Annotated in this window: 26 protein-coding genes and 1 pseudogene; 18 read left to right on the forward strand and 9 right to left on the reverse strand. The window is 52.6% G+C overall.

The window, feature by feature from the left end; translation table 11 throughout:
- Positions 1–16: 16 nt before the first annotated feature.
- Positions 17–433 carry a type II toxin-antitoxin system VapC family toxin gene (locus ACQG03_RS22740; protein ID WP_016236302.1) on the reverse strand — a complete coding sequence of 139 codons (417 nt, stop codon included), beginning with the start codon at positions 431–433 and terminating at the stop codon, positions 17–19.
- Complete coding sequence (gene vapB, locus ACQG03_RS22745; RefSeq protein ID WP_001261282.1) at positions 430–660, reverse strand: type II toxin-antitoxin system VapB family antitoxin; 231 nt, start codon at positions 658–660, stop codon at positions 430–432. Before vapB ends, ACQG03_RS22740 begins: the two co-directional genes overlap by 4 nt.
- Here vapB and ACQG03_RS22750 point away from each other — a divergent pair.
- The 6 genes and pseudogenes from ACQG03_RS22750 to ACQG03_RS22775 all read left to right on the forward strand — a co-directional run bounded on the left by ACQG03_RS22750 (position 617) and on the right by ACQG03_RS22775 (position 3822).
- Positions 617–1087: pseudogene (locus tag ACQG03_RS22750) on the forward strand (hypothetical protein). The gene vapB and the pseudogene ACQG03_RS22750 sit on opposite strands and share 44 nt — an antisense overlap.
- Positions 1088–1236: 149 nt before the next feature.
- Positions 1237–1566 carry a hypothetical protein gene (locus ACQG03_RS22755; RefSeq protein WP_032650498.1) on the forward strand — a complete coding sequence of 110 codons (330 nt, stop codon included), beginning with the start codon at positions 1237–1239 and terminating at the stop codon, positions 1564–1566.
- 31 nt (positions 1567–1597) lie between these two features.
- Positions 1598–1927, forward strand: a complete 330-nt coding sequence (locus ACQG03_RS22760; protein WP_032650499.1) for a hypothetical protein — start codon at positions 1598–1600, stop codon at positions 1925–1927.
- Between the two features lie 29 nt (positions 1928–1956).
- Positions 1957–2688, forward strand: coding sequence for a hypothetical protein (locus tag ACQG03_RS22765; protein ID WP_032650500.1), 732 nt, complete (start codon positions 1957–1959; stop codon positions 2686–2688).
- 10 nt (positions 2689–2698) lie between these two features.
- The gene (locus ACQG03_RS22770) at positions 2699–3046 is read left to right on the forward strand and encodes a hypothetical protein (protein ID WP_032650501.1); all 348 of its coding nucleotides are present in this window, start codon (positions 2699–2701) and stop codon (positions 3044–3046) included.
- Positions 3043–3822 (forward strand): site-specific integrase, encoded by a 780-nt coding sequence (locus ACQG03_RS22775; RefSeq protein ID WP_032650502.1) that lies wholly within the window; start codon positions 3043–3045, stop codon positions 3820–3822. Before ACQG03_RS22770 ends, ACQG03_RS22775 begins: the two co-directional genes overlap by 4 nt.
- A gap of 97 nt (positions 3823–3919) precedes the next feature.
- Here the strand turns inward: ACQG03_RS22775 and ACQG03_RS22780 are convergent, their stop codons facing one another.
- Complete coding sequence (locus ACQG03_RS22780) at positions 3920–4198, reverse strand: hypothetical protein (protein WP_032650503.1); 279 nt, start codon at positions 4196–4198, stop codon at positions 3920–3922.
- On the reverse strand, positions 4198–4836 hold the full coding sequence (locus tag ACQG03_RS22785; protein ID WP_032650505.1) for an AAA family ATPase: 639 nt from the start codon (positions 4834–4836) through the stop codon (positions 4198–4200). Before ACQG03_RS22785 ends, ACQG03_RS22780 begins: the two co-directional genes overlap by 1 nt.
- Before the next feature lie 238 nt (positions 4837–5074).
- Here ACQG03_RS22785 and parM point away from each other — a divergent pair, with 238 nt between their 5' ends.
- Positions 5075–6046: a plasmid segregation protein ParM domain-containing protein gene (parM, locus tag ACQG03_RS22790; protein WP_032650507.1), complete on the forward strand. Its 972-nt coding sequence runs from the start codon at positions 5075–5077 to the stop codon at positions 6044–6046.
- A gap of 4 nt (positions 6047–6050) precedes the next feature.
- Positions 6051–6440 carry a plasmid partitioning/stability family protein gene (locus tag ACQG03_RS22795; protein ID WP_032650508.1) on the forward strand — a complete coding sequence of 130 codons (390 nt, stop codon included), beginning with the start codon at positions 6051–6053 and terminating at the stop codon, positions 6438–6440.
- 3 nt (positions 6441–6443) lie between these two features.
- Here the strand turns inward: ACQG03_RS22795 and ACQG03_RS22800 are convergent, their stop codons facing one another.
- Entirely contained in the window at positions 6444–7715 is a 1272-nt protein-coding gene (locus ACQG03_RS22800; RefSeq protein WP_032650509.1) for a Y-family DNA polymerase, read from the reverse strand.
- Positions 7715–8143, reverse strand: coding sequence for a translesion error-prone DNA polymerase V autoproteolytic subunit (umuD, locus tag ACQG03_RS22805; RefSeq protein ID WP_032650510.1), 429 nt, complete (start codon positions 8141–8143; stop codon positions 7715–7717). Before umuD ends, ACQG03_RS22800 begins: the two co-directional genes overlap by 1 nt.
- Before the next feature lie 378 nt (positions 8144–8521).
- Here umuD and ACQG03_RS22810 point away from each other — a divergent pair, with 378 nt between their 5' ends.
- A complete protein-coding gene (locus ACQG03_RS22810) occupies positions 8522–9295 on the forward strand; it encodes a hypothetical protein (RefSeq protein WP_032650511.1) in 774 nt (257 codons plus the stop codon).
- Positions 9296–9615: 320 nt separating this feature from the next.
- Here the strand turns inward: ACQG03_RS22810 and ACQG03_RS22815 are convergent, their stop codons facing one another.
- Complete coding sequence (locus tag ACQG03_RS22815; protein ID WP_050489293.1) at positions 9616–10197, reverse strand: serine acetyltransferase; 582 nt, start codon at positions 10195–10197, stop codon at positions 9616–9618.
- Between the two features lie 479 nt (positions 10198–10676).
- On the opposite strand from ACQG03_RS22815, the gene ACQG03_RS22820 reads away from it, so the two are divergent.
- The 4 genes from ACQG03_RS22820 to ACQG03_RS22835 all read left to right on the forward strand — a co-directional run bounded on the left by ACQG03_RS22820 (position 10677) and on the right by ACQG03_RS22835 (position 13046).
- Complete coding sequence (locus tag ACQG03_RS22820; RefSeq protein ID WP_032650512.1) at positions 10677–11144, forward strand: hypothetical protein; 468 nt, start codon at positions 10677–10679, stop codon at positions 11142–11144.
- Between the two features lie 513 nt (positions 11145–11657).
- Positions 11658–12350: a DNA methylase gene (locus tag ACQG03_RS22825; RefSeq protein ID WP_022650030.1), complete on the forward strand. Its 693-nt coding sequence runs from the start codon at positions 11658–11660 to the stop codon at positions 12348–12350.
- Positions 12347–12568, forward strand: a complete 222-nt coding sequence (locus ACQG03_RS22830; RefSeq protein WP_032650513.1) for a hypothetical protein — start codon at positions 12347–12349, stop codon at positions 12566–12568. The genes ACQG03_RS22825 and ACQG03_RS22830 overlap by 4 nt, the downstream gene beginning before the upstream one ends.
- 55 nt (positions 12569–12623) lie before the next feature.
- Complete coding sequence (locus tag ACQG03_RS22835; RefSeq protein ID WP_032650515.1) at positions 12624–13046, forward strand: DUF1380 family protein; 423 nt, start codon at positions 12624–12626, stop codon at positions 13044–13046.
- Here the strand turns inward: ACQG03_RS22835 and ACQG03_RS22840 are convergent.
- Entirely contained in the window at positions 13016–13390 is a 375-nt protein-coding gene (locus ACQG03_RS22840) for a hypothetical protein (RefSeq protein WP_210114635.1), read from the reverse strand. The genes ACQG03_RS22835 and ACQG03_RS22840 overlap by 31 nt on opposite strands.
- Before the next feature lie 18 nt (positions 13391–13408).
- Here ACQG03_RS22840 and ACQG03_RS22845 point away from each other — a divergent pair, with 18 nt between their 5' ends.
- Positions 13409–14188 carry a hypothetical protein gene (locus ACQG03_RS22845; RefSeq protein WP_047642125.1) on the forward strand — a complete coding sequence of 260 codons (780 nt, stop codon included), beginning with the start codon at positions 13409–13411 and terminating at the stop codon, positions 14186–14188.
- A gap of 152 nt (positions 14189–14340) precedes the next feature.
- Here ACQG03_RS22845 and ACQG03_RS22850 read toward each other — a convergent pair whose 3' ends face one another.
- Positions 14341–14586 (reverse strand): hypothetical protein, encoded by a 246-nt coding sequence (locus ACQG03_RS22850; protein ID WP_032623563.1) that lies wholly within the window; start codon positions 14584–14586, stop codon positions 14341–14343.
- On the opposite strand from ACQG03_RS22850, the gene ACQG03_RS22855 reads away from it, so the two are divergent.
- From ACQG03_RS22855 to ACQG03_RS22870, 4 genes are all read left to right on the forward strand, one after another.
- Complete coding sequence (locus ACQG03_RS22855) at positions 14579–15079, forward strand: antirestriction protein ArdA (protein WP_045617594.1); 501 nt, start codon at positions 14579–14581, stop codon at positions 15077–15079. The two genes, ACQG03_RS22850 and ACQG03_RS22855, sit on opposite strands and share 8 nt — an antisense overlap.
- Before the next feature lie 42 nt (positions 15080–15121).
- Positions 15122–15313, forward strand: a complete 192-nt coding sequence (locus tag ACQG03_RS22860) for a hypothetical protein (protein ID WP_022650025.1) — start codon at positions 15122–15124, stop codon at positions 15311–15313.
- 161 nt (positions 15314–15474) lie between these two features.
- Entirely contained in the window at positions 15475–15729 is a 255-nt protein-coding gene (locus ACQG03_RS22865; RefSeq protein WP_022650024.1) for a DNA polymerase III subunit theta, read from the forward strand.
- 697 nt (positions 15730–16426) lie between these two features.
- Positions 16427–16672, forward strand: a complete 246-nt coding sequence (locus ACQG03_RS22870) for a DUF905 family protein (protein WP_032623592.1) — start codon at positions 16427–16429, stop codon at positions 16670–16672.
- Positions 16673–16696 lie beyond the last annotated feature (24 nt).

Genomic DNA, 16696 nt, shown 5'->3' on the forward strand with positions numbered 1-16696 from the left:
GTTTTGTTTTACAGCGTTATCTTACCCAGTCTTCCAGCACAAGACCCGGTACCCGCTCAAATTCCCGCGTATTATTCGTCACCAGCACGGCACCGGCGGCGATGGCGTGCCCGGCAATGGCCGTGTCGTTCGGGCCGATCGGCGTCCCGGCCATTCGCAGCGCCACCTTAATCTCCGTGGTGGCGTCCACCGCAGCGCGATCCCAGGGCAGGATGGCATCGAGGCGGGCGCAGAACGCGTCGACCAGCTCGACGTGGCGCGGGGAGGCCTTCGGGCCGGTGGCCCCGAAGCGCATTTCAGAATAAGTGATGGCCGAGACAACGATGCGCTGGCCGCGCAGCACCGCCAGCTCCAGGCGCTTCAGGACGGCTTCCGGCTGCTCGCGCATGATGAACGAGCAGATACAGGTGTCGAGCATATAGGTCTTGTTCACAGGTTAAATCGTCCTTCGTCGCTGACAACGTCCTCGCGCTCCGCCATAAAGTCCGGGTCTGCCTTCTCGAACTGCGCGAACGAGCCCCAGGTCGGCCGGACGGGACGCAAAATAATGCTGTCCCCTTCCCGGACGATCTCCAGCTCGCTCACTCCCTCAAAATCCAGATCGCGGGGCAGACGAATGGCGCGGTTATTGCCGTTTTTAAAAATGGATACAGTTCTCATCATTTCCTCCTGGCCGACCGGCCTGTATGACTATGTTCAGTATATGCAGATGCAAAGCATATGTATAGTCATAGCATATGCAGATGGTAAGTATATGCGTATGCCACACCTATGCAGATGCCCGGCATATAGATATGTTGAACCTATGTTGTATTCTCTCTTTTCCCGGTCAGATCCGAAAAAAGCTAGTTCCGGATCTTCTTTCCGGCCCCCGGCGCGCTGCGGCCGCCGCAGGCCATATATTGTGGTCACCGTCGTTTTCCCGCCGAGGCGACACCCCATATGTTGTGTCTGACCTTTTCCCTTCCCCTCCGGGATGCACACAGGAAAACAGCGATATGATTATTTCGTGTGCGTGGTACACTTCCGGAAAGTGTCAAATAGCGCAAAAGTCGGATCTGCCGGAAACGGTCCTACGGTAATTTAACGGCGTGGCTATATGTCTGCTTATTATCAGCCTGCAAATGATGACGGAAGGGAAAAGTCATCCGGGTGACAGACGCAGGGTTGTGCGAAGCTGATTATGCCTCGCGTCATAATTACTCTGAGTGACTATTTCAGCGAAAAGGAAGTGAAGTGCTTATCAAGAAAATTATAAATGTGGGCATTATTGTGTCCCTGACTGTCGCGGGAGTTAGTCTTTACCGCTACCTGCAGGAACGCGGTGACGGTAAGGGCATTGTTTCCTGCTCCCTGCCGACGGGCAACATTGAGATCATCCCCCGCGATGGTCGCCTGAATGCGGTGAACACGGAAACCGGCATGAAGCTCGGGGTCCCTGAGCGCTGGCCGGACGGGCAGATCATGATCACGGCGAACGGTGGCCGGATGATTAACGCCACAGCCTGTCTTGGTCAGCACAGCAGCTGGTTTGCGGTGAAGGAGCCTGCTACTCAGGCCCGGTAGCGGGGCGGGACTTCTTATTAAAGGAAAGGCTATGTGTGATTTATGCAGGGCGGACGGGAATTACTTCCATACGCCGGAATGTGTGTATGACCAGCTGGTCAGTGAGTACCCCGTGATGTGGCTGCGGGACTCGACCCGGATCGGCGCCTGCTACACCCTCCGTGAGCTGCTGTCGCCGGAAGGGATGGTGCTGGCCATACAGAACACGCCTCCCGAGACGGGATGGCGCCTGCGCATGCGGTATAACGAGGCCACTGACGAAGTGATTAACCCGCAGTGCGGGGACTGTATCGAGCTGCCCTCCAGGGCGGACGCCATGCGGGCCTTTGAGCCGTTCCGTGGTAGCGCGGCGTCAGTATGACCGGCGGGATTTAACAATAAGGAATGAACATGGCTGACTGGTTTATTGCGACCGAAGGCGTGAAGGTGGTGAAGGACGGCGCCAGTCTGGCACCTCAAATCATCACGGCAGTAACGTCGATTGGCGCGGCCCTCGGGGGCGTCGCGCTGACGCATTACTTCACCCGCAAGCGTGAGGAAAGAGCGGCAGAAGCGAAACAGGCCAGTGAACGACTTTTTATTGCCACAGAGCTTGTCTTTTTGCTCGAACAATTTGCCGAAGCCTGCGCCGGGGTCGCAACCGATCATGGCTACTCAAATCAGGACAGGATTACCGTACCGGAAACCACTGTTCCGAATCTCAGTTACTCCGCAGTCACAGGCGACTGGCGGGTTTTACCGGCGAAGCTGATGTACCACATCCGGGAATTGCCGGTTATTCAGGGAGAGGCCGATCGCGCCATCGCCGCTGCTGAAGCTTACCCTCCTGATTACGACGAATTTTTTGAGGCACGGCAGTACCAGTACACCCGCCTCGGCCTCAAAGCCATCATCCAGTCGCGCCGTTTGCGACAGTTCGCAGGCTTACCTGACACTCGCCTCGATGCTTCTCCCTGGTCGGCGCAGAATGTGCTCTGGAAGGAGTGGCGTCTTGAAAGAAAGCGGCGACATGCGCATGCGGTGCTGATGGCTCAGTCTCTGGCGACGTTCAGAATTGTGAATAAGCTGCGAGATGACAAGAGGAAAGGCCCTCAAGCCGTTGAAGGTGATAATGAGGAATAAAGGAAAATCAATGATAACAGATCATCTGAACACTCCACATGCAAACGAGGGCGCCGATGACGTCATTGCCTTACTGAAACTGTGCCAGCAGCTGCAGTCAGAAAAGGACGGCAGGGTACGGCCGGAGCCCGGGGCTTATTCCCGCGATGAGGATGCGTTTGCCGATCGTATCCGCACAGCGTGCGGTCATGCCCTGCAGCTTCGCCGGCTGCTGCCGGTGATGACGACCCTGAGCGCCATCGGCGCCGAGATGGAACGCCGGGGAGAAATCAGTGTGCTCCCGGGCGAGGATTACGCGCAGAAAGCACTGTCTCGACTTACAGAGCAATACCTGTCCGGCAGGGGCAACAAGCAATGATGCCGGCAATACCAGGCCAGGGCGTTTCCTTTTCGGCCGCGCAGCTGCCGGTGGCCATCGACTACCCTGCCGCACTGGCCCTGCGCCAGATGGCGCTCGTTCAGGACGAACTGCCGAAATATCTGCTGGCACCGGAAGTGAGTGCCCTGCTCCACTATGTACCCGATCTCCACCGCAAGATGTTGCTGGCAACCCTCTGGAATACCGGCGCACGCATTAACGAGGCGCTGGCGCTGACCCGGAGTGATTTTTCTCTGGCGCCGCCCTACCCGTTCGTGCAGCTGGCCACACTCAAGCAGCGGGCGGAGAAAGCGGCCCGAACGGCTGGCCGCTCGCCTGCCGGCAGTCAGGCGCATCGCCTGGTTCCGCTTTCTGATTCGAACTATGTCGGTCAGCTGGAGATGATGGTGGCCACGCTGAAAATACCTCTTGAACGACGTAACAAACGCAGCGGCAGAACCGAGAAGGCGCGCATCTGGGAGATTACCGACCGGACTGTCCGCACCTGGCTCAGCGAAGCGGTGGAAGCCGCGGCGGCCGACGGGGTGATGTTCTCAGTACCGGTGACGCCCCATACATTCCGCCATTCCTACGCGATGCACATGCTGTACGCAGGCATACCGCTGAAGGTGCTGCAGAGTTTAATGGGGCATAAGAGCATCAGCTCGACGGAGGTGTATACGAAGGTGTTCGCGCTCGATGTGGCTGCACGGCACAGGGTACAGTTTCAGATGCCGGGTGCTGATGCTGTGGCATTACTCAAAGGAGCCATTTAACTTCTCTGCAAGCTATGAGGAACTGTTTGGTATTGAAAAGGCCGCAAATGCGGCCTAAATCATACTTCACATATCATACTTATGATGTGGTGTCTTTTTATCCGCCAGTTTTCTGAAAGTACAGCTCAAGGGCTTCTCTGACTATTGCACTGACGTTTTTAGGATCCTTCCCGTTACGCTTGTTCCGCAGTGCTATATCTTCGACCTTCACTAACATTGACTCCCCTAACGAGATTGTCGTGCGGCACTGTTTTTCAGGTTCCGGTTTTTCTGGTGCTCCGTAGGGCTTATCTGCAAGGCGCTGCGCGAGGGCTTCAGCTTGTTCTGCCGTGACACCTGTTCTGGTAGTCGCTTGCTGGCTCGGCTTTTTAACCATTATCCGAATACCTCTTTCATTAATTGCATTATTTCTGCTTTCGCCGCTTCATTATTCGTTTCTACGACACCAGTTCCGTTGCTCATGCAATCTCGATAGACCTTGCGGAAACAGATTACTGTTTGCAGCGTTTCAATAGTTGGAAACTCTTCCAGGTACTCCAGAAACTCCTTCCGCTCATTTCCTCTTAGCACTGGGTTCGTAGTCGCCATGCTTTGTAAGCAATAGACTTTTAACTCAGGGTTGAGATCTCGCATAGCTTCAATTTGCTGAGCAAGTTCTGTCAATGTATCAAGGTCGGGCTGTGAGCATTGTAATGGTGCAATGATCTGATCTGCGACGACGCCACTAGTAATGAATTCTCTTGAGTTCCTGCCAGCTACATCCACGATTACATGATCATATTTTTCGTCTAATCCTCGAAGGGTCTGTGTCAGATTATCGAATTTTTCGATGAGCGTGAATGTTGGCTCTATTCCCGATGCTTCACGTTCAGCATGATGTTTAGCGGCCGTCCGTTGTAAGTCTCCATTTAACAGGCATACGTCGTGGCCCTCATGGGCTAGAGCTATTGCTAAGTTTGACGCCGTTGTAGTTTTACCTGAGCCGCCTTTGTTTCCACCTACGACAGTAATCATTTCTGCCTCATAAATGTGATGTGTGAAGTATGATTTATTTTGTCACATACGTAGTTATAGTCAATAACTGCAATCAAAAAAATGTGAAGTATGAAGTATGATTTGTGAATTATTTTATAATACATCACAAATAATACTTGTGTTTTAATATTTCACACTTATGATTTAATACTCAATCTGAGTGTTTAGACACTTAAGTTCAAACATTTTTCTCAATTTGAGTATCAAGGGGTTCGGGATGAAAGTGTATTGTGATGATGGTTCAACAACTGTAAAACTTGCATGGCTCAACAATAAGAAACTTTATAAGTCATTGTCATCTAACTCTTTTCGTCAGGGGTGGAAGGTGGAAGGTATGGGCGTACGTCAGACCTTCAACTATGAGCTTGAAGGTAAAAAATACACCTATGACGAAGTCAGTAATGAATCCATTCTTACTACTCATATTGAGTATCAATATACCGATGTAAACCTTCTGGCGGTTCACCATGCACTTCTTAACAGCGGGCTTAAACCTCAGCCTGTCTCACTGACTGTGACCTTGCCTATCAGTGAGTTCTACACCAGGGATTGTCAGAAGAATGAGCTGAATATTCAGAGGAAAATCGACAACCTGATGCGTCCGGTCAAATTGAATAAAGGCGAGGTGTTTACCATTGAGCACGTCGAAGTCATGCCTGAATCCTTGCCTGCCGTATTTGAACGCCTTGTGAAAGACAATGTAGGGCAGTACGAAAAGTCCCTGGTGATTGATCTCGGGGGGACAACTCTCGACGTTGGCGTTATCGTTGGCCAGTTCGACTCTGTCAGCGCGATACATGGAAACTCTGATATCGGCGTATCGCTGGTAACGAACGCTGCACTCACGGCGTTAAAAATGGCATCCAGCAACACGAGCGCTATGGTCGCCGATGAACTTATCAAACAGCGTACAAACGCTGACTTCGTCCGTCAGGTTATTAACGATGAAAGCAAGACAGCACTGGTGTTGGATACCATCGATAGCGCGATCGCTACACTGGGTGCCCAGGTGGTCGATGACCTGGCAGGATTCAAGGACGTTAACCGGGTTTATATTGTTGGTGGCGGTGCGCCACTGATCGAGGATGCTGTTAAAGCTGCATGGCATCATCTGGGCTCGAAGGTTGTCATGATGGATTCGCCGCAAACATCACTCGTTGAAGCCATCGCTGCATTTAAAGGGGAATAAGACTGTGAGCGAGGAACGGAAGAAGTTAACGGTTTATCTTCATCCGGACCAGGTGGCGGATAATGTGTCTTTAGACATTATTGACTCTGTCCCACGGAACGATAGAGGGGATTTATATAGGAAAGCGCTTATCTCCGGCTTAGCACTTCACCACCTCGACCCGCGGCTTCCTGGCTTACTAGCACTGTTGTTGGATAAGAGTTTCACTGCTGATAGCCTGGTGGGTTTACTCAGTCAGACAACGGGATGGAAGCCATCCCAGGCCAATATTCGTGATGTGCTTGCAGAACTGGGGGCTGGGACATTTGATTCTGCAACCAAGCCTGAAATCGTTGAAGATGATGAGAAGCGGCGACTGGAAGAGGCCCGGATCAAACTGAAAGGCCTCTTCTGATACTCAAATTGAGGCTCTGGGGATATCGGACCACCTGGTAGTGTATGCCGGAGAAAGCATCTCTCTTTTCATTTGCCATTCTGGTGCAATTCCACGACCAGCAAACCATATCCTCCCGAGCCCTGAATGGTTTATGCCATCCAGGGCTTTCATTAGCTCCTCGCTTCGTTCCTGCGGCTTAGCGTCATCGAAAAGATTTAACTGTGCTACTCCCGTAGGGGTGAAGTCATTCAGCATTACGCCAGCCTTTGCATATCTATGCCCGTCGAGCCAGATACGGTCCAGGGCTTTTACTGCCGCATTAATGATGTCCCGGGTGTCGCGGGTAGGTACGAGTAGCTTTTCGCTGGCCACGTTTCCGTAATACGCTTCGTTGACTGCAAAAGGGGAGGTTTTGATAAAGACCGAAATGTGCCGGCAGAACTGATGCTCTCCGCGCAGCTTTTCAGCCGCGCGTTCGGAGTACTGGCAGATAGCCTGCCGTAACGCGTCGTAAGTCGTGATGCGCTCCCCGAATGATCGGCTGCAGACAATCTGCTGCTTCGCGGGCGGTGCTTCTTCAAGAGATATACAGGCCTCACCGTTCAGCTCGCGTACTGTTCGCTCCAGCACCACGGTAAAGTTCTTGCGTATAAACGCAGGGTTCATGCGCGCCAGCTGCAGTGCAGTCGTAACGCCGTATGTATTCAGCTTTTTACCTATGCGTCGACCAACCCCCCAAATTTCCTCCACCGGCTGAAGTGAGAGCAGTTTTTCCGTCCTACGGAGATTGTCAGTGGTCAGAGCCAGCACTCCCCCAAATTGAGGCCACTCCTTAGAAGCCCATTGTGCTGATTTTGCGAGTGTTTTTGTTGGGCCCATCCCGACGCCAATTGTCAGTCCGGTTCCGATTAGGACGTGCTCGCGCAGCTGTCTTGCGAAATCTTCAAAGTCAGTACAGCCATCGATGCCGCGAATGTCCAGGAACATCTCGTCGATGCTATACTGCTCAACGCGGGGTGCCAGTTCTTCCAGATGTGCCATGACCCGGTTACTCAGACTCGCGTAAAGCTCATAATTGCTGGAAAACGTAAGGATTTTCTCCGGGAACTGCATTGCCTTCAGCTGGAACCAGGGGATCCCCATTTTGATCCCAAGCCGCTTCGCTTCCTTCGATCTGGCTATTACACAACCATCATTATTGCTAAGAACGACCACTGGTTTATCACGTAAGTCAGGACGAAAGACCTTCTCACAGCTCGCATAGAAGCTGTTCACATCTGCCAGGGCGAACATCAGTCATGTCCCCGGGTTTTGTGTACAAAGGCAGTTACGACCCCGAAAATTTGTAGCTGCTCAGGCTCTGGCCATAGAGTGGGGTAGGCTGGATTCATTGCCTGTAACCCTGGTCTCGGTTTCAACAGTAATCGTTTAACAGTAAATTCACCCTCAATCTCAGCTATAACGATATCGCCGTGGTGTGCCTTTTCGGCCTTATCAACAATCAGCAGATCGCCAGAATGTAGCCCAATATCAGTCATGGAATTACCAATAGCTCGCACAAAGTATGTCGAGCTGGGTCTGGATATACAGTAATCATTGAGGTCAAGTTCGGCTTCGACATAGTCCTGCGCCGGGGACGGGAACCCCGCCGGGCACCTCTCGCTATAAAGAGGGATGGGTATAATTTCCGGTTCGCAATCAACACGCAATAATTCAAACATAGTCACCTCTATACTGTTTTTATATACAGTATTATTGCCTTATTCAGCATACTTTCAAGTTTTTGATTTCACCATTTCCTAATCCCCTGTTTGTTAACGAAGAATCACGCTCATGCAGTCCTAAGAGCTCCTCTTGATTATCTCCTGCCATCGCTCAAAAGGTCGCACCGTGCAGGTATAAGTCAAGCCGCCAGCTGCTGCACCCGTTCGCGCGCCTTCCCGCTGGTCAGTTGCTTGCGCTGCGGCTTTGCATCCGGGGCATGACTTCTACCTCATGGCACGTTGCCACCCTTCGCTTATGGCAAAAGATAACAACCAGCCTCCAGAAAGCGGACGGCAAAAGAAATCATTTCTAATAGAGAAAATAAGGAGAAAGTAATGAATCTATATGCACTTCTGACTGCAACCCGTGTATGCCAGATACTGGACAATCACGGCTGGCCTGCTCTTACAGTTAATGTCGAGGAGAATGGCTGGATGATGACCATGAAAACTACAATGACCACGGATGCCCTTGTGAAATTAATTTCGGCAATGATTGAGCGGGGCCGTATCGGCAAAGAGGCGATGGCTGGTTTAACTCTGTTGTGCGATAAAAATTTGGTGGAGGCAACCATCAGTGCGGAAGTTTGTGGTCGCGACATTTCCATTGAGGTCAATTTATCAGGTATCCCTGAGTCTCAGTGCCTGTGCCATGATTACCTGAAAATGGTCCTTGAAGATGATCTGCGGGTTATCTGCGGCGACGTGTGGCGGGATGCAGAAACTATTCTGCTGCATACTGGTGCCCGTTATGAGGGATCTCATGTTTTTGAACGTACGAGCCGGAATTTTATCGTCGCAGCGGAAGTGTTGCCGGAACTTCCTCCAATGTACCGCCCAGGCGAGTTGCTGCTGCAGGCATGGCTAACAGAAATTCTGGTATATAGCTCTGATGTCCTGACGATCGGCCTCGTTGTATATCGTGATTATGGTATGGTCCGGATGAGCGAATTCTGTCTGCCTGAAGTCTGCGTTATTCGTCCCAACTCACTCGTCAGGCACTGGCTGAACCGTCATCACGTCACCACTGTAACAGGTATGGCACGTAACCTTATTGCACTTGAGAAGAAAATTTATTCGAGTTTTGTCCATAAACGCAAAATAAATTGATTTTAAAAGCGCGTCTGTTTTAATTTAAAGGCAATAAAGCCATTAATTTTGATGGCTTTATTACCTTTTAGTGCTGCTAATATCTGGAGTCGTTAAGATACATCACTTTTGAATTTATCTGCTCACTGAGCTAAATAGAACACTGCACTTCTATTTGATAGACGACAGAATCCAGATTTTTTTAAATCTGAAACTATCAAGAATGTTTAATTTCCATCTAACGTTCCAGTGTTATAGTTATTGTAAGCTATTTTTCTAGATTATTTAGTTGCATAGGGTAGGGTTGTAAAAGGGTCGCGGTTGCGACCTTTTTTCTGAAATTATTTGGTTTTTATTACCGATGTAACTGGGTTGTAGATAATTGAGTTGTCGGGAACATCTTTGTTAACAAATGTCATTGCACCTATTGTTACGTTATGTCCAATATGGATATCACCTATGATGCAAGAATGAGCACCAATATCTACATTATCCCCAATTACAGTCATGCCGATTACATCATTGGACGTTTTCCTTCCAATCGTCGTGTTCTGACGAATATTTGCATTTTTCCCTATCTTACATTCAGAACGGATAACTATACCTACATAGTGATTGAGTTTCATGCCTTCACCGATTTGCGCTTCGATACTAATGTCAGCACCATATTTGCAACGCAGATTAGCATTTATCTTCCTTGCCCACTTCTGATATCGTCTGGACGGTGTCTGATTCATGTAATTAGCAAGTCGCCACCAATAGTAAAATCTCTTTTTATGGCTAAAAAGCACACGGTGAAAGACCTTAAACCATGAAAATTTCTTTTCTCCATTCCGGTTTATGACTTCTAACCTTAAACATTCTTTAAAATGGGAAAATGCGTCTCTGGAATTAAAGTCTACGGGGATGCTGTTATCAGTCATTAAAAAATACTCTGGCAATATAAGGGACTATAGTTATTAACGACAGATTTTGGGAAAGCTTTAATAATATCAATGCGATCGTGCTTGATAGTATGATATTTGCTCATCTACCCATGTATTACGGGTATCCAGCGGGTCATGGGTAGTGAATATCACACTGGCTGCTGGCGACATGAAAAGGAGTACCGACAACATTCCGGAACAGAGTACCCTGTAGTTATGCAAAATGGGAGTGAACTCCCCCTTCGTTTCCCTCCTCTCAGTGGAATGTTCAACGCCGTGCCTTCACGCTAACCCGGCCGCTGCGGTCACAAGGGTTCACGATGTCTCCGTCCTCACCCGTTCGCACCTTTCACGGTGCATTCGGCCCGTGAAAGGCTTGCGCTGCGGCTTGCGGCGTCGCCCCTGCGCCCTCCGCTTTTCGCCGGGTTTTTGTGGCGGCACGGCGCAAGAGGGTGCCGGATGCTGAGGATACAACCATGTTCAGACTGACCTGTATTGAACTCAATAACGGCGCATTCGCCGTGTATATCAACAACCATTATCTGTGGAGTGAGGATGCCAGCGGGGAACGACTCTACCTGGGTGAGGTGCTGGAGCAGCTTTCCCTGATGCCGGGTGTAGAAACCTGCACTATTCACGAGGCAGTTCCGGAGGACGAAGAATGGTGCTGGAATGACATTGCCGATCGCGTGTTGCCGTCGCTATCCTCCAGCCGCGAGGGTGTCACCGTGGCAGCTCTCATCGCGCGGTTACAGCAGTATCCGCCGGACGCACTGTGTATGGGAACGTTCTGGCTGGCTGATGATTTTCTGTCGCTCGATGGCAGTCTGTCGGAGGAGGAAATTGCGGAAGCCATGCGTGTCTGTTATCGCAGCCACGATGCCGGCATCGGTTTTAACTGGGACACACTGCAGTTCGCTATCGACCACGTAAAGGGGCGCTGATGAAAAAAAGGACACCTTCCGGGAACAGGGTGTCCTGAAATCATGCAATCCGTTTTAAGAGAAAACCCTTCAGTTATAGCCCTTGTATTGTTGCATGCTTCCTGACCATTCGCACCTGCCATATATCGGACTTAAAAAAAACGCCACCGGCCGGAGGCGTCCCAAAACATACCAGGCTTATGATCCAACAAATTGCTGTACTGACACGTACTTATGGTCATTCTGTCATACACGGGGGGCATCTTCAGCTACCAGAATCAGTACCAAAAGATGTCGGTACCCTCCGCCTTTCTGCCGCCAGCCGGCGGCGTGTTCAACGCCGTGCCTTCACGCTAACCCGGCCGCTGCGGTCGCAAGGGTTCACGTTGTCTCCGTCCTCACCCGTTCGCACCTTTCACGGCGCATTCAGCCCGTGAAAGGCTTGCGGCGTCGCCCCTGCGCCCTCCGCTCAGAGCCGGGTTTTTGTGGCGGCACGGCGCAACAGGGTGCCGCATATCAGAGAGGAGTGTGTTTATGTCCCGTTATATCCTGGGTGACTGCGTGCAGGTGATGTCCCGTTTCCCGGCACGTGCCGTCGATTTTATTCTTACCGATCCCCCGTATCTGGTTGGCTTTAAGGACCGTACCGGCCGCACTCTGGCCGGGGACAATTCGTCGGAATGGCTTCAGCCAGCGTGCCACGAAATGTACCGCGTACTAAAAAACGACAGTCTGATGGTGAGCTTTTACGCATGGAACCGCGCAGATCTGTTTCTCAATGCGTGGAAATCGGCCGGGTTCCGCGTTGTTGGCCATATCGTTTTTGCGAAGAGTTATGCCTCCAAATCAACGTTCGTGGGCTACACCCATGAAAACGCTTACCTGCTCGCGAAGGGGCGACCGCAAACCCCGGACCGTCCCATCCCGGACGTGATCCCCTGGAAATACACGGGCAACAGACACCATCCGACGGAAAAGCCGGTGCAGAGCCTGCGACCACTGATCGAATCGCTCACTCGTCCGGGGGCCATTGTCCTTGACCCCTTCGCTGGCAGCGGTTCCACCTGCGTGGCCGCCGCCGAAGCCAGCCGCCGCTATATCGGGATCGAGATGCTTGAGCAGTACCACGCCGCCGGCGTTCGCCGTCTGGCACAGGTTGAACGGGCGAGAAGGATGCCAGCGGCCAATGACGGTACGTTTTACCCTGATTATCCGGAGGCGGCATGAACTACCCGGGCCTTGAATCCCTGCGCGCGGACGTGGCCGCGCTCAGCAATGCCATGTGTGACGTGCGGATGCTGCTGAACCGCCTCGAATCGCAGCACCGGCACGATGCGGCAACGCTGGCTGAACGTATGGCCGCCCAGACCCTTCGCCGGATCAATTCCCTGCTTCTGGAAGCCTACCGGGAAGCCCTGGTGCTGGACGAGACCTTTCAGGACTGACTGACCCTGCCGGGCTGATGCCCGGCCTGTAACCACTTACGAGAGAGATAAAAAGATGTACGGAACCCGCGAAGAACTTTGTTTACAGCTTGAAAACATGTTCACGTCTGACGAACCCCTGGTCCTGCTGGTCTGGACGGAAGAGTGGATTAGCGTGGCCTGCCGTGAAACCCAGCCAGAACCGGACGAGGCTGAAATCCGGGCGGTGATGAAGGCGCTTGGTGAAATGAAAATGACGCAATACCGCCAGGAGGGGGTAAATAATCTGACTGTCAGCGATCTACTGACCCATCAGCGGGAAGCGGCAAACCGTCAGGTGAGTGTACCGGCAGCTTTACTTGCACGCGTCCTGCGCGACTATGAGTGTGAGCTGGAGCATCGCGCTGGAATGGCCTGGGAGGCCGGGCGGCCTGAACCCGATTCCGTAAAGGAAGCAAGGAATGACGTCTACGCACTGAAAGACGCGCTGGTAGCCTGAGAACGGGCCGGGGGAGCGTCCCCGGCAACCGGTGACAATTCACAGCGAAAGAGGATGTCGTTAACTCCGCTTTTTATGCCGCGCTGGCGCGGCGGATGTGAGCGCCGTGCCTTCACTTTAGCCCGAACGCTGCAAATGCAAGGGTTCGCTACGCCGCCATCCTCGCCCGGTCGCAGATTTTTACGCCTGATGCCGTTCTTCCCGTCGTTCTCCCGCTCAATATTCGCGGGAGAACCGTCCAGACCGTCATCGCTGTTTATCTGCGCTGCGGCCTCCGGTGTCGCCCCTGCATTTTCCGCTCGATGTCGGGCTGTCGTGTCGGCACGGCGAAGACGTCGCCGCATTCAGAAGAGGAGAATATCATGACCATTGCTTACCGCTTTATGCACCGTCATACCCGAAACACACTCGTAGCCCGCGGCTGGCCAGCCAACATGGATATCGATACAAGCCTGAATTACTCCAGAGGAGAAGGCGTTGCCTTCTATGGCCAGCTCGATGCTTTACAGTTGCAGCGTCTGTTACCTGAGATTGCACTGCGTGGTTTGATGTCCGATCAGGCAATGAAGGTGCTGCTGCCATTACTGGCAGGAAGTGAACTGATTGTCCGCCTTTATCGTAATTCGCTGGGGCATCGTAAGGCTCATGCCGGAACCATTTCGCTTGAATATGATAATTGCCCTGAGGGTATGTCCACGAAACATATCCTCTGTCTGCTGAAAGCCCTGCGTGATGAGATTAACCACGTCTGTAGCTGCGTGGCATCCGCCGGATACCGCCTGATGGAAGCCTTGCGCCCCGCCGCTAAACCGCTGGTATTTACCCGCCGAACCCGTAATTTCCTCCTGACAGTAACGGAAGTGGAGCAGGTGCAGGATGATGCGCAGTGGGATAATGAGACGCTCGACGCGCGTCTTAAAGCGGTACTCGACGGGAAGGAAACCTTTCGCCGTCTGCAAATCCGTCTGGAATGCAATGGCCGTACAGTCGGGCAGACCCACGTGCCTTATGCCCTTCGTCACCCTGACAGCCCATCCCGCGACTGGTTTGACAGACACTGGCTGCGGGATGTGGTCAGCAGCGCACGAACCGAGATTGACGCGATGATGAAATCCTTCTCCGGCATCCGGATTGCCGCCTGATTTTGGGCGGGGCAGTGCGCCCCGCCTTATTGCGAAAAGGATGTCGCACGCTCCGCTTTACCGGCGCCCCCTCCACGATGTTACGGGGACGCAGGTGAAAACGTCCGTGCGGTCTGCGGCTAACGCCGTGCCTTCACTTTAGCCCGATCGCTTCAGATGCAAGGGTTCGCTCCGCCGCCATCCTCGCCCGGTCGCAGATTTTTACGCCTGATGCCGTTCTTCCCGTCGTTCTCCCGCTCAATATTCGCGGGAGAACCGTCCAGACCGTCATCGCTGTTTATCTGCGCTGCGGCCTCCGGTGTCGCCCCTGCATCTTCCGCTCGAAGTCGGGCTGTCGTGTCGGCACGGCGTAAGCCGGAACTCAGACGACACAGACACTGGAGGAGTTTTATGAACACTACCACCCCGGCGATTTATGTAGGTACATACCACAAATACAACTGCGGTAGCCTCTACGGTAAATGGTTTGACCTCACCGACTTTGATGATAAAGCAGAGTTTCTGGAAGCCTGCTACGATCTGCACTCCAATGAATCCGACCCGGAACTCATGTTCCAGGACTGGGAAGGGATCCCGTCAGCATTTGCATCCGAATCTTCCGTTGACTGGAATTTCATTGAAGCCTACAAGCGCGCAGTAGAGGACGGTATGGATGCTGCATTTATTGCCTGGGTGGAATACTCCGGAGAGTGTGATTATAAGGCCTTCGAGGATGCTTATTGCGGAGAAGCTGAGAGCGAAGAAGACTACGCCTGGACAATGGCAGAAGAGTGCGGCCTTCTCAACGACATTCCGGAATCGCTGCGTTGCTATTTCGATATGGGAGCCTGGGCGCGGGATTTGTTCCTGGATGGTCTGGTATTTCTGGATGGCTACGTGTTCAACGGTTGATGTCAGAGGCGGGGCAGGGCCCCGCCACAAAGTAGAATAAAAATGAAACTTGATCCACAGACCCGTGACATCCTGCGTCAGTACAAAAATATTATTAACGCCCGCCGACGTGAAAATGGTCAACGGGAATTAAGAACGGAGCAGGTGATCGACGAAATATGCTATTACATGACCTGCCAGCGTGCGGTGTATATCGGCGGTCATTTCATTTTGCAGGGTGGAAAAGGTAACTGATAACCTGGCAGGCGGTATCATCCGCCTGTTAGCCCGCGCGAAAACCCTGGCAGGCTTTGCCTGCCGGCGGTTGTTACCGCGCCTGCGGCGCAGCAACAAACCGCCCCGGCAGAAAAAGTCAGCGACGATCTCGTTGCAGGCGCGTGAAAGGGAGGAAAAACATGAGCGAATTTAATCTTTCGGTACGTTCAAAAGAGGATCAGGACAGGATCGCCGTAGACCTGGCCGCGTCAGGTGTGGCATTTAAAGAGCGGCTAAATCAGCCAGTGGTGCCGGAAATTGTGGCACGAGAGGTGCCTGAAGAGCTTCGCGAATATTTTCTGGAAAGGTTGCGCCATTACCGCCAGCTTAGCCAGCAGTTGCCGAAAGCCAGCGATCCACAATATTCAGAAATGGCTGAGGCAAATAAAAAGTAATTTTTTCAGTAAGATATGCTGTAAATCAAATTCATTGCCTTTGTTGCAGTGGGCGTCCGGGCGGGCTGTCATGCTTCGCACAGAGCCAGCAAAGCTGTCTCTGCCCGGCCCCTGCGGGGCAGCGGGTGTCCATCCCATGACGCAACCCCCATCGCTTGCAGCAGCCGTTCCGGCTGCGCCGCTCAGTCGCGCCGTTTCCTGCGCTCCCTGCATCACGCCGTAAATACCCCGTCGTGATGTAGGGGGCAATGTCGTTTCGCCGCGCGCGGCTTCCCGTCATTGCGGCGTGTCCCTGCCCATTCCATCCGGTCCTTTTACCCCCCTTTGAGTCCCTCCTCCGGGTGCTGAGACCGCCACAGTCCTCGTGGCTGTCCAGGGTGAATGCTGACGCACGGCCACCAAAACTTTTTGCAGGCAAAAACTTTTTGCGTCCGCCCCGGACATCTGCCTCGGCCGGTGTCGTTTACGCACCTGCGGCGAAGGTTCTCAAACGGGTGATGTTTTATCCCCCGGGAAAGTTCAGCAGGTTCCCGCGAAACGTCAAAACCGCGGCTCCCGTAACTCAACGGGTGATGGGTTTTAAAACCAGCCACTTTTTTAAAGGAAGTATTCAGTGGGAAAAACATTACAGGAATTTCTGAATCAGCCAGTGCTGCTGCGCGAACCCACCGCCGAAGAAAACGAACTGGCGGCTCTATTGAATGGCAGTACCGTCACTGCACCCGTGGTGCTGCCTCAGGGGCCGTTTACCCGTGAAGAGGCGACCGCTCTGGTGGCGCAGTACACCAACGTCAGTATTGAGAACGATCAGGGTACTTATTTTCAGCTTGTTGTGCGGGGTGAGGAAGGGTTTTTGACGAAGTGCGCGTGGAACTTTGAGAACGACGTGGGGGCATTGCTTAACCGCGCCCTTGCCAGTTACAGAGCCAGAAAACAGCAGTAAGAAGGTGCCCTGTCGGAGCTGTCA

This window comes from Enterobacter cloacae complex sp. 342H5 (assembly GCF_050030905.1).
GTDB lineage: Bacteria > Pseudomonadota > Gammaproteobacteria > Enterobacterales > Enterobacteriaceae > Enterobacter > Enterobacter intestinihominis.

Coding starts and splice junctions, on each gene's coding strand:
- ACQG03_RS22865 (WP_022650024.1), top strand. CDS start 15,475: ATGAGCGAATTTAATCTTTCGGTACGTTCAAAAGAGGATCAGGACAGG.
- ACQG03_RS22845 (WP_047642125.1), top strand. CDS start 13,409: ATGACCATTGCTTACCGCTTTATGCACCGTCATACCCGAAACACACTC.
- umuD (WP_032650510.1), bottom strand. CDS start 8,143: ATGTTTGAATTATTGCGTGTTGATTGCGAACCGGAAATTATACCCATC.
- ACQG03_RS22765 (WP_032650500.1), top strand. CDS start 1,957: ATGGCTGACTGGTTTATTGCGACCGAAGGCGTGAAGGTGGTGAAGGAC.
- ACQG03_RS22810 (WP_032650511.1), top strand. CDS start 8,522: ATGAATCTATATGCACTTCTGACTGCAACCCGTGTATGCCAGATACTG.
- vapB (WP_001261282.1), bottom strand. CDS start 660: ATGAGAACTGTATCCATTTTTAAAAACGGCAATAACCGCGCCATTCGT.
- parM (WP_032650507.1), top strand. CDS start 5,075: ATGAAAGTGTATTGTGATGATGGTTCAACAACTGTAAAACTTGCATGG.
- ACQG03_RS22815 (WP_050489293.1), bottom strand. CDS start 10,197: ATGACTGATAACAGCATCCCCGTAGACTTTAATTCCAGAGACGCATTT.
- ACQG03_RS22825 (WP_022650030.1), top strand. CDS start 11,658: ATGTCCCGTTATATCCTGGGTGACTGCGTGCAGGTGATGTCCCGTTTC.
- ACQG03_RS22835 (WP_032650515.1), top strand. CDS start 12,624: ATGTACGGAACCCGCGAAGAACTTTGTTTACAGCTTGAAAACATGTTC.
- ACQG03_RS22820 (WP_032650512.1), top strand. CDS start 10,677: ATGTTCAGACTGACCTGTATTGAACTCAATAACGGCGCATTCGCCGTG.
- ACQG03_RS22780 (WP_032650503.1), bottom strand. CDS start 4,198: ATGGTTAAAAAGCCGAGCCAGCAAGCGACTACCAGAACAGGTGTCACG.
- ACQG03_RS22800 (WP_032650509.1), bottom strand. CDS start 7,715: ATGTTCGCCCTGGCAGATGTGAACAGCTTCTATGCGAGCTGTGAGAAG.
- ACQG03_RS22760 (WP_032650499.1), top strand. CDS start 1,598: ATGTGTGATTTATGCAGGGCGGACGGGAATTACTTCCATACGCCGGAA.
- ACQG03_RS22860 (WP_022650025.1), top strand. CDS start 15,122: ATGAAACTTGATCCACAGACCCGTGACATCCTGCGTCAGTACAAAAAT.
- ACQG03_RS22770 (WP_032650501.1), top strand. CDS start 2,699: ATGATAACAGATCATCTGAACACTCCACATGCAAACGAGGGCGCCGAT.
- ACQG03_RS22855 (WP_045617594.1), top strand. CDS start 14,579: ATGAACACTACCACCCCGGCGATTTATGTAGGTACATACCACAAATAC.
- ACQG03_RS22775 (WP_032650502.1), top strand. CDS start 3,043: ATGATGCCGGCAATACCAGGCCAGGGCGTTTCCTTTTCGGCCGCGCAG.
- ACQG03_RS22785 (WP_032650505.1), bottom strand. CDS start 4,836: ATGATTACTGTCGTAGGTGGAAACAAAGGCGGCTCAGGTAAAACTACA.
- ACQG03_RS22830 (WP_032650513.1), top strand. CDS start 12,347: ATGAACTACCCGGGCCTTGAATCCCTGCGCGCGGACGTGGCCGCGCTC.
- ACQG03_RS22840 (WP_210114635.1), bottom strand. CDS start 13,390: ATGCGGCGACGTCTTCGCCGTGCCGACACGACAGCCCGACATCGAGCG.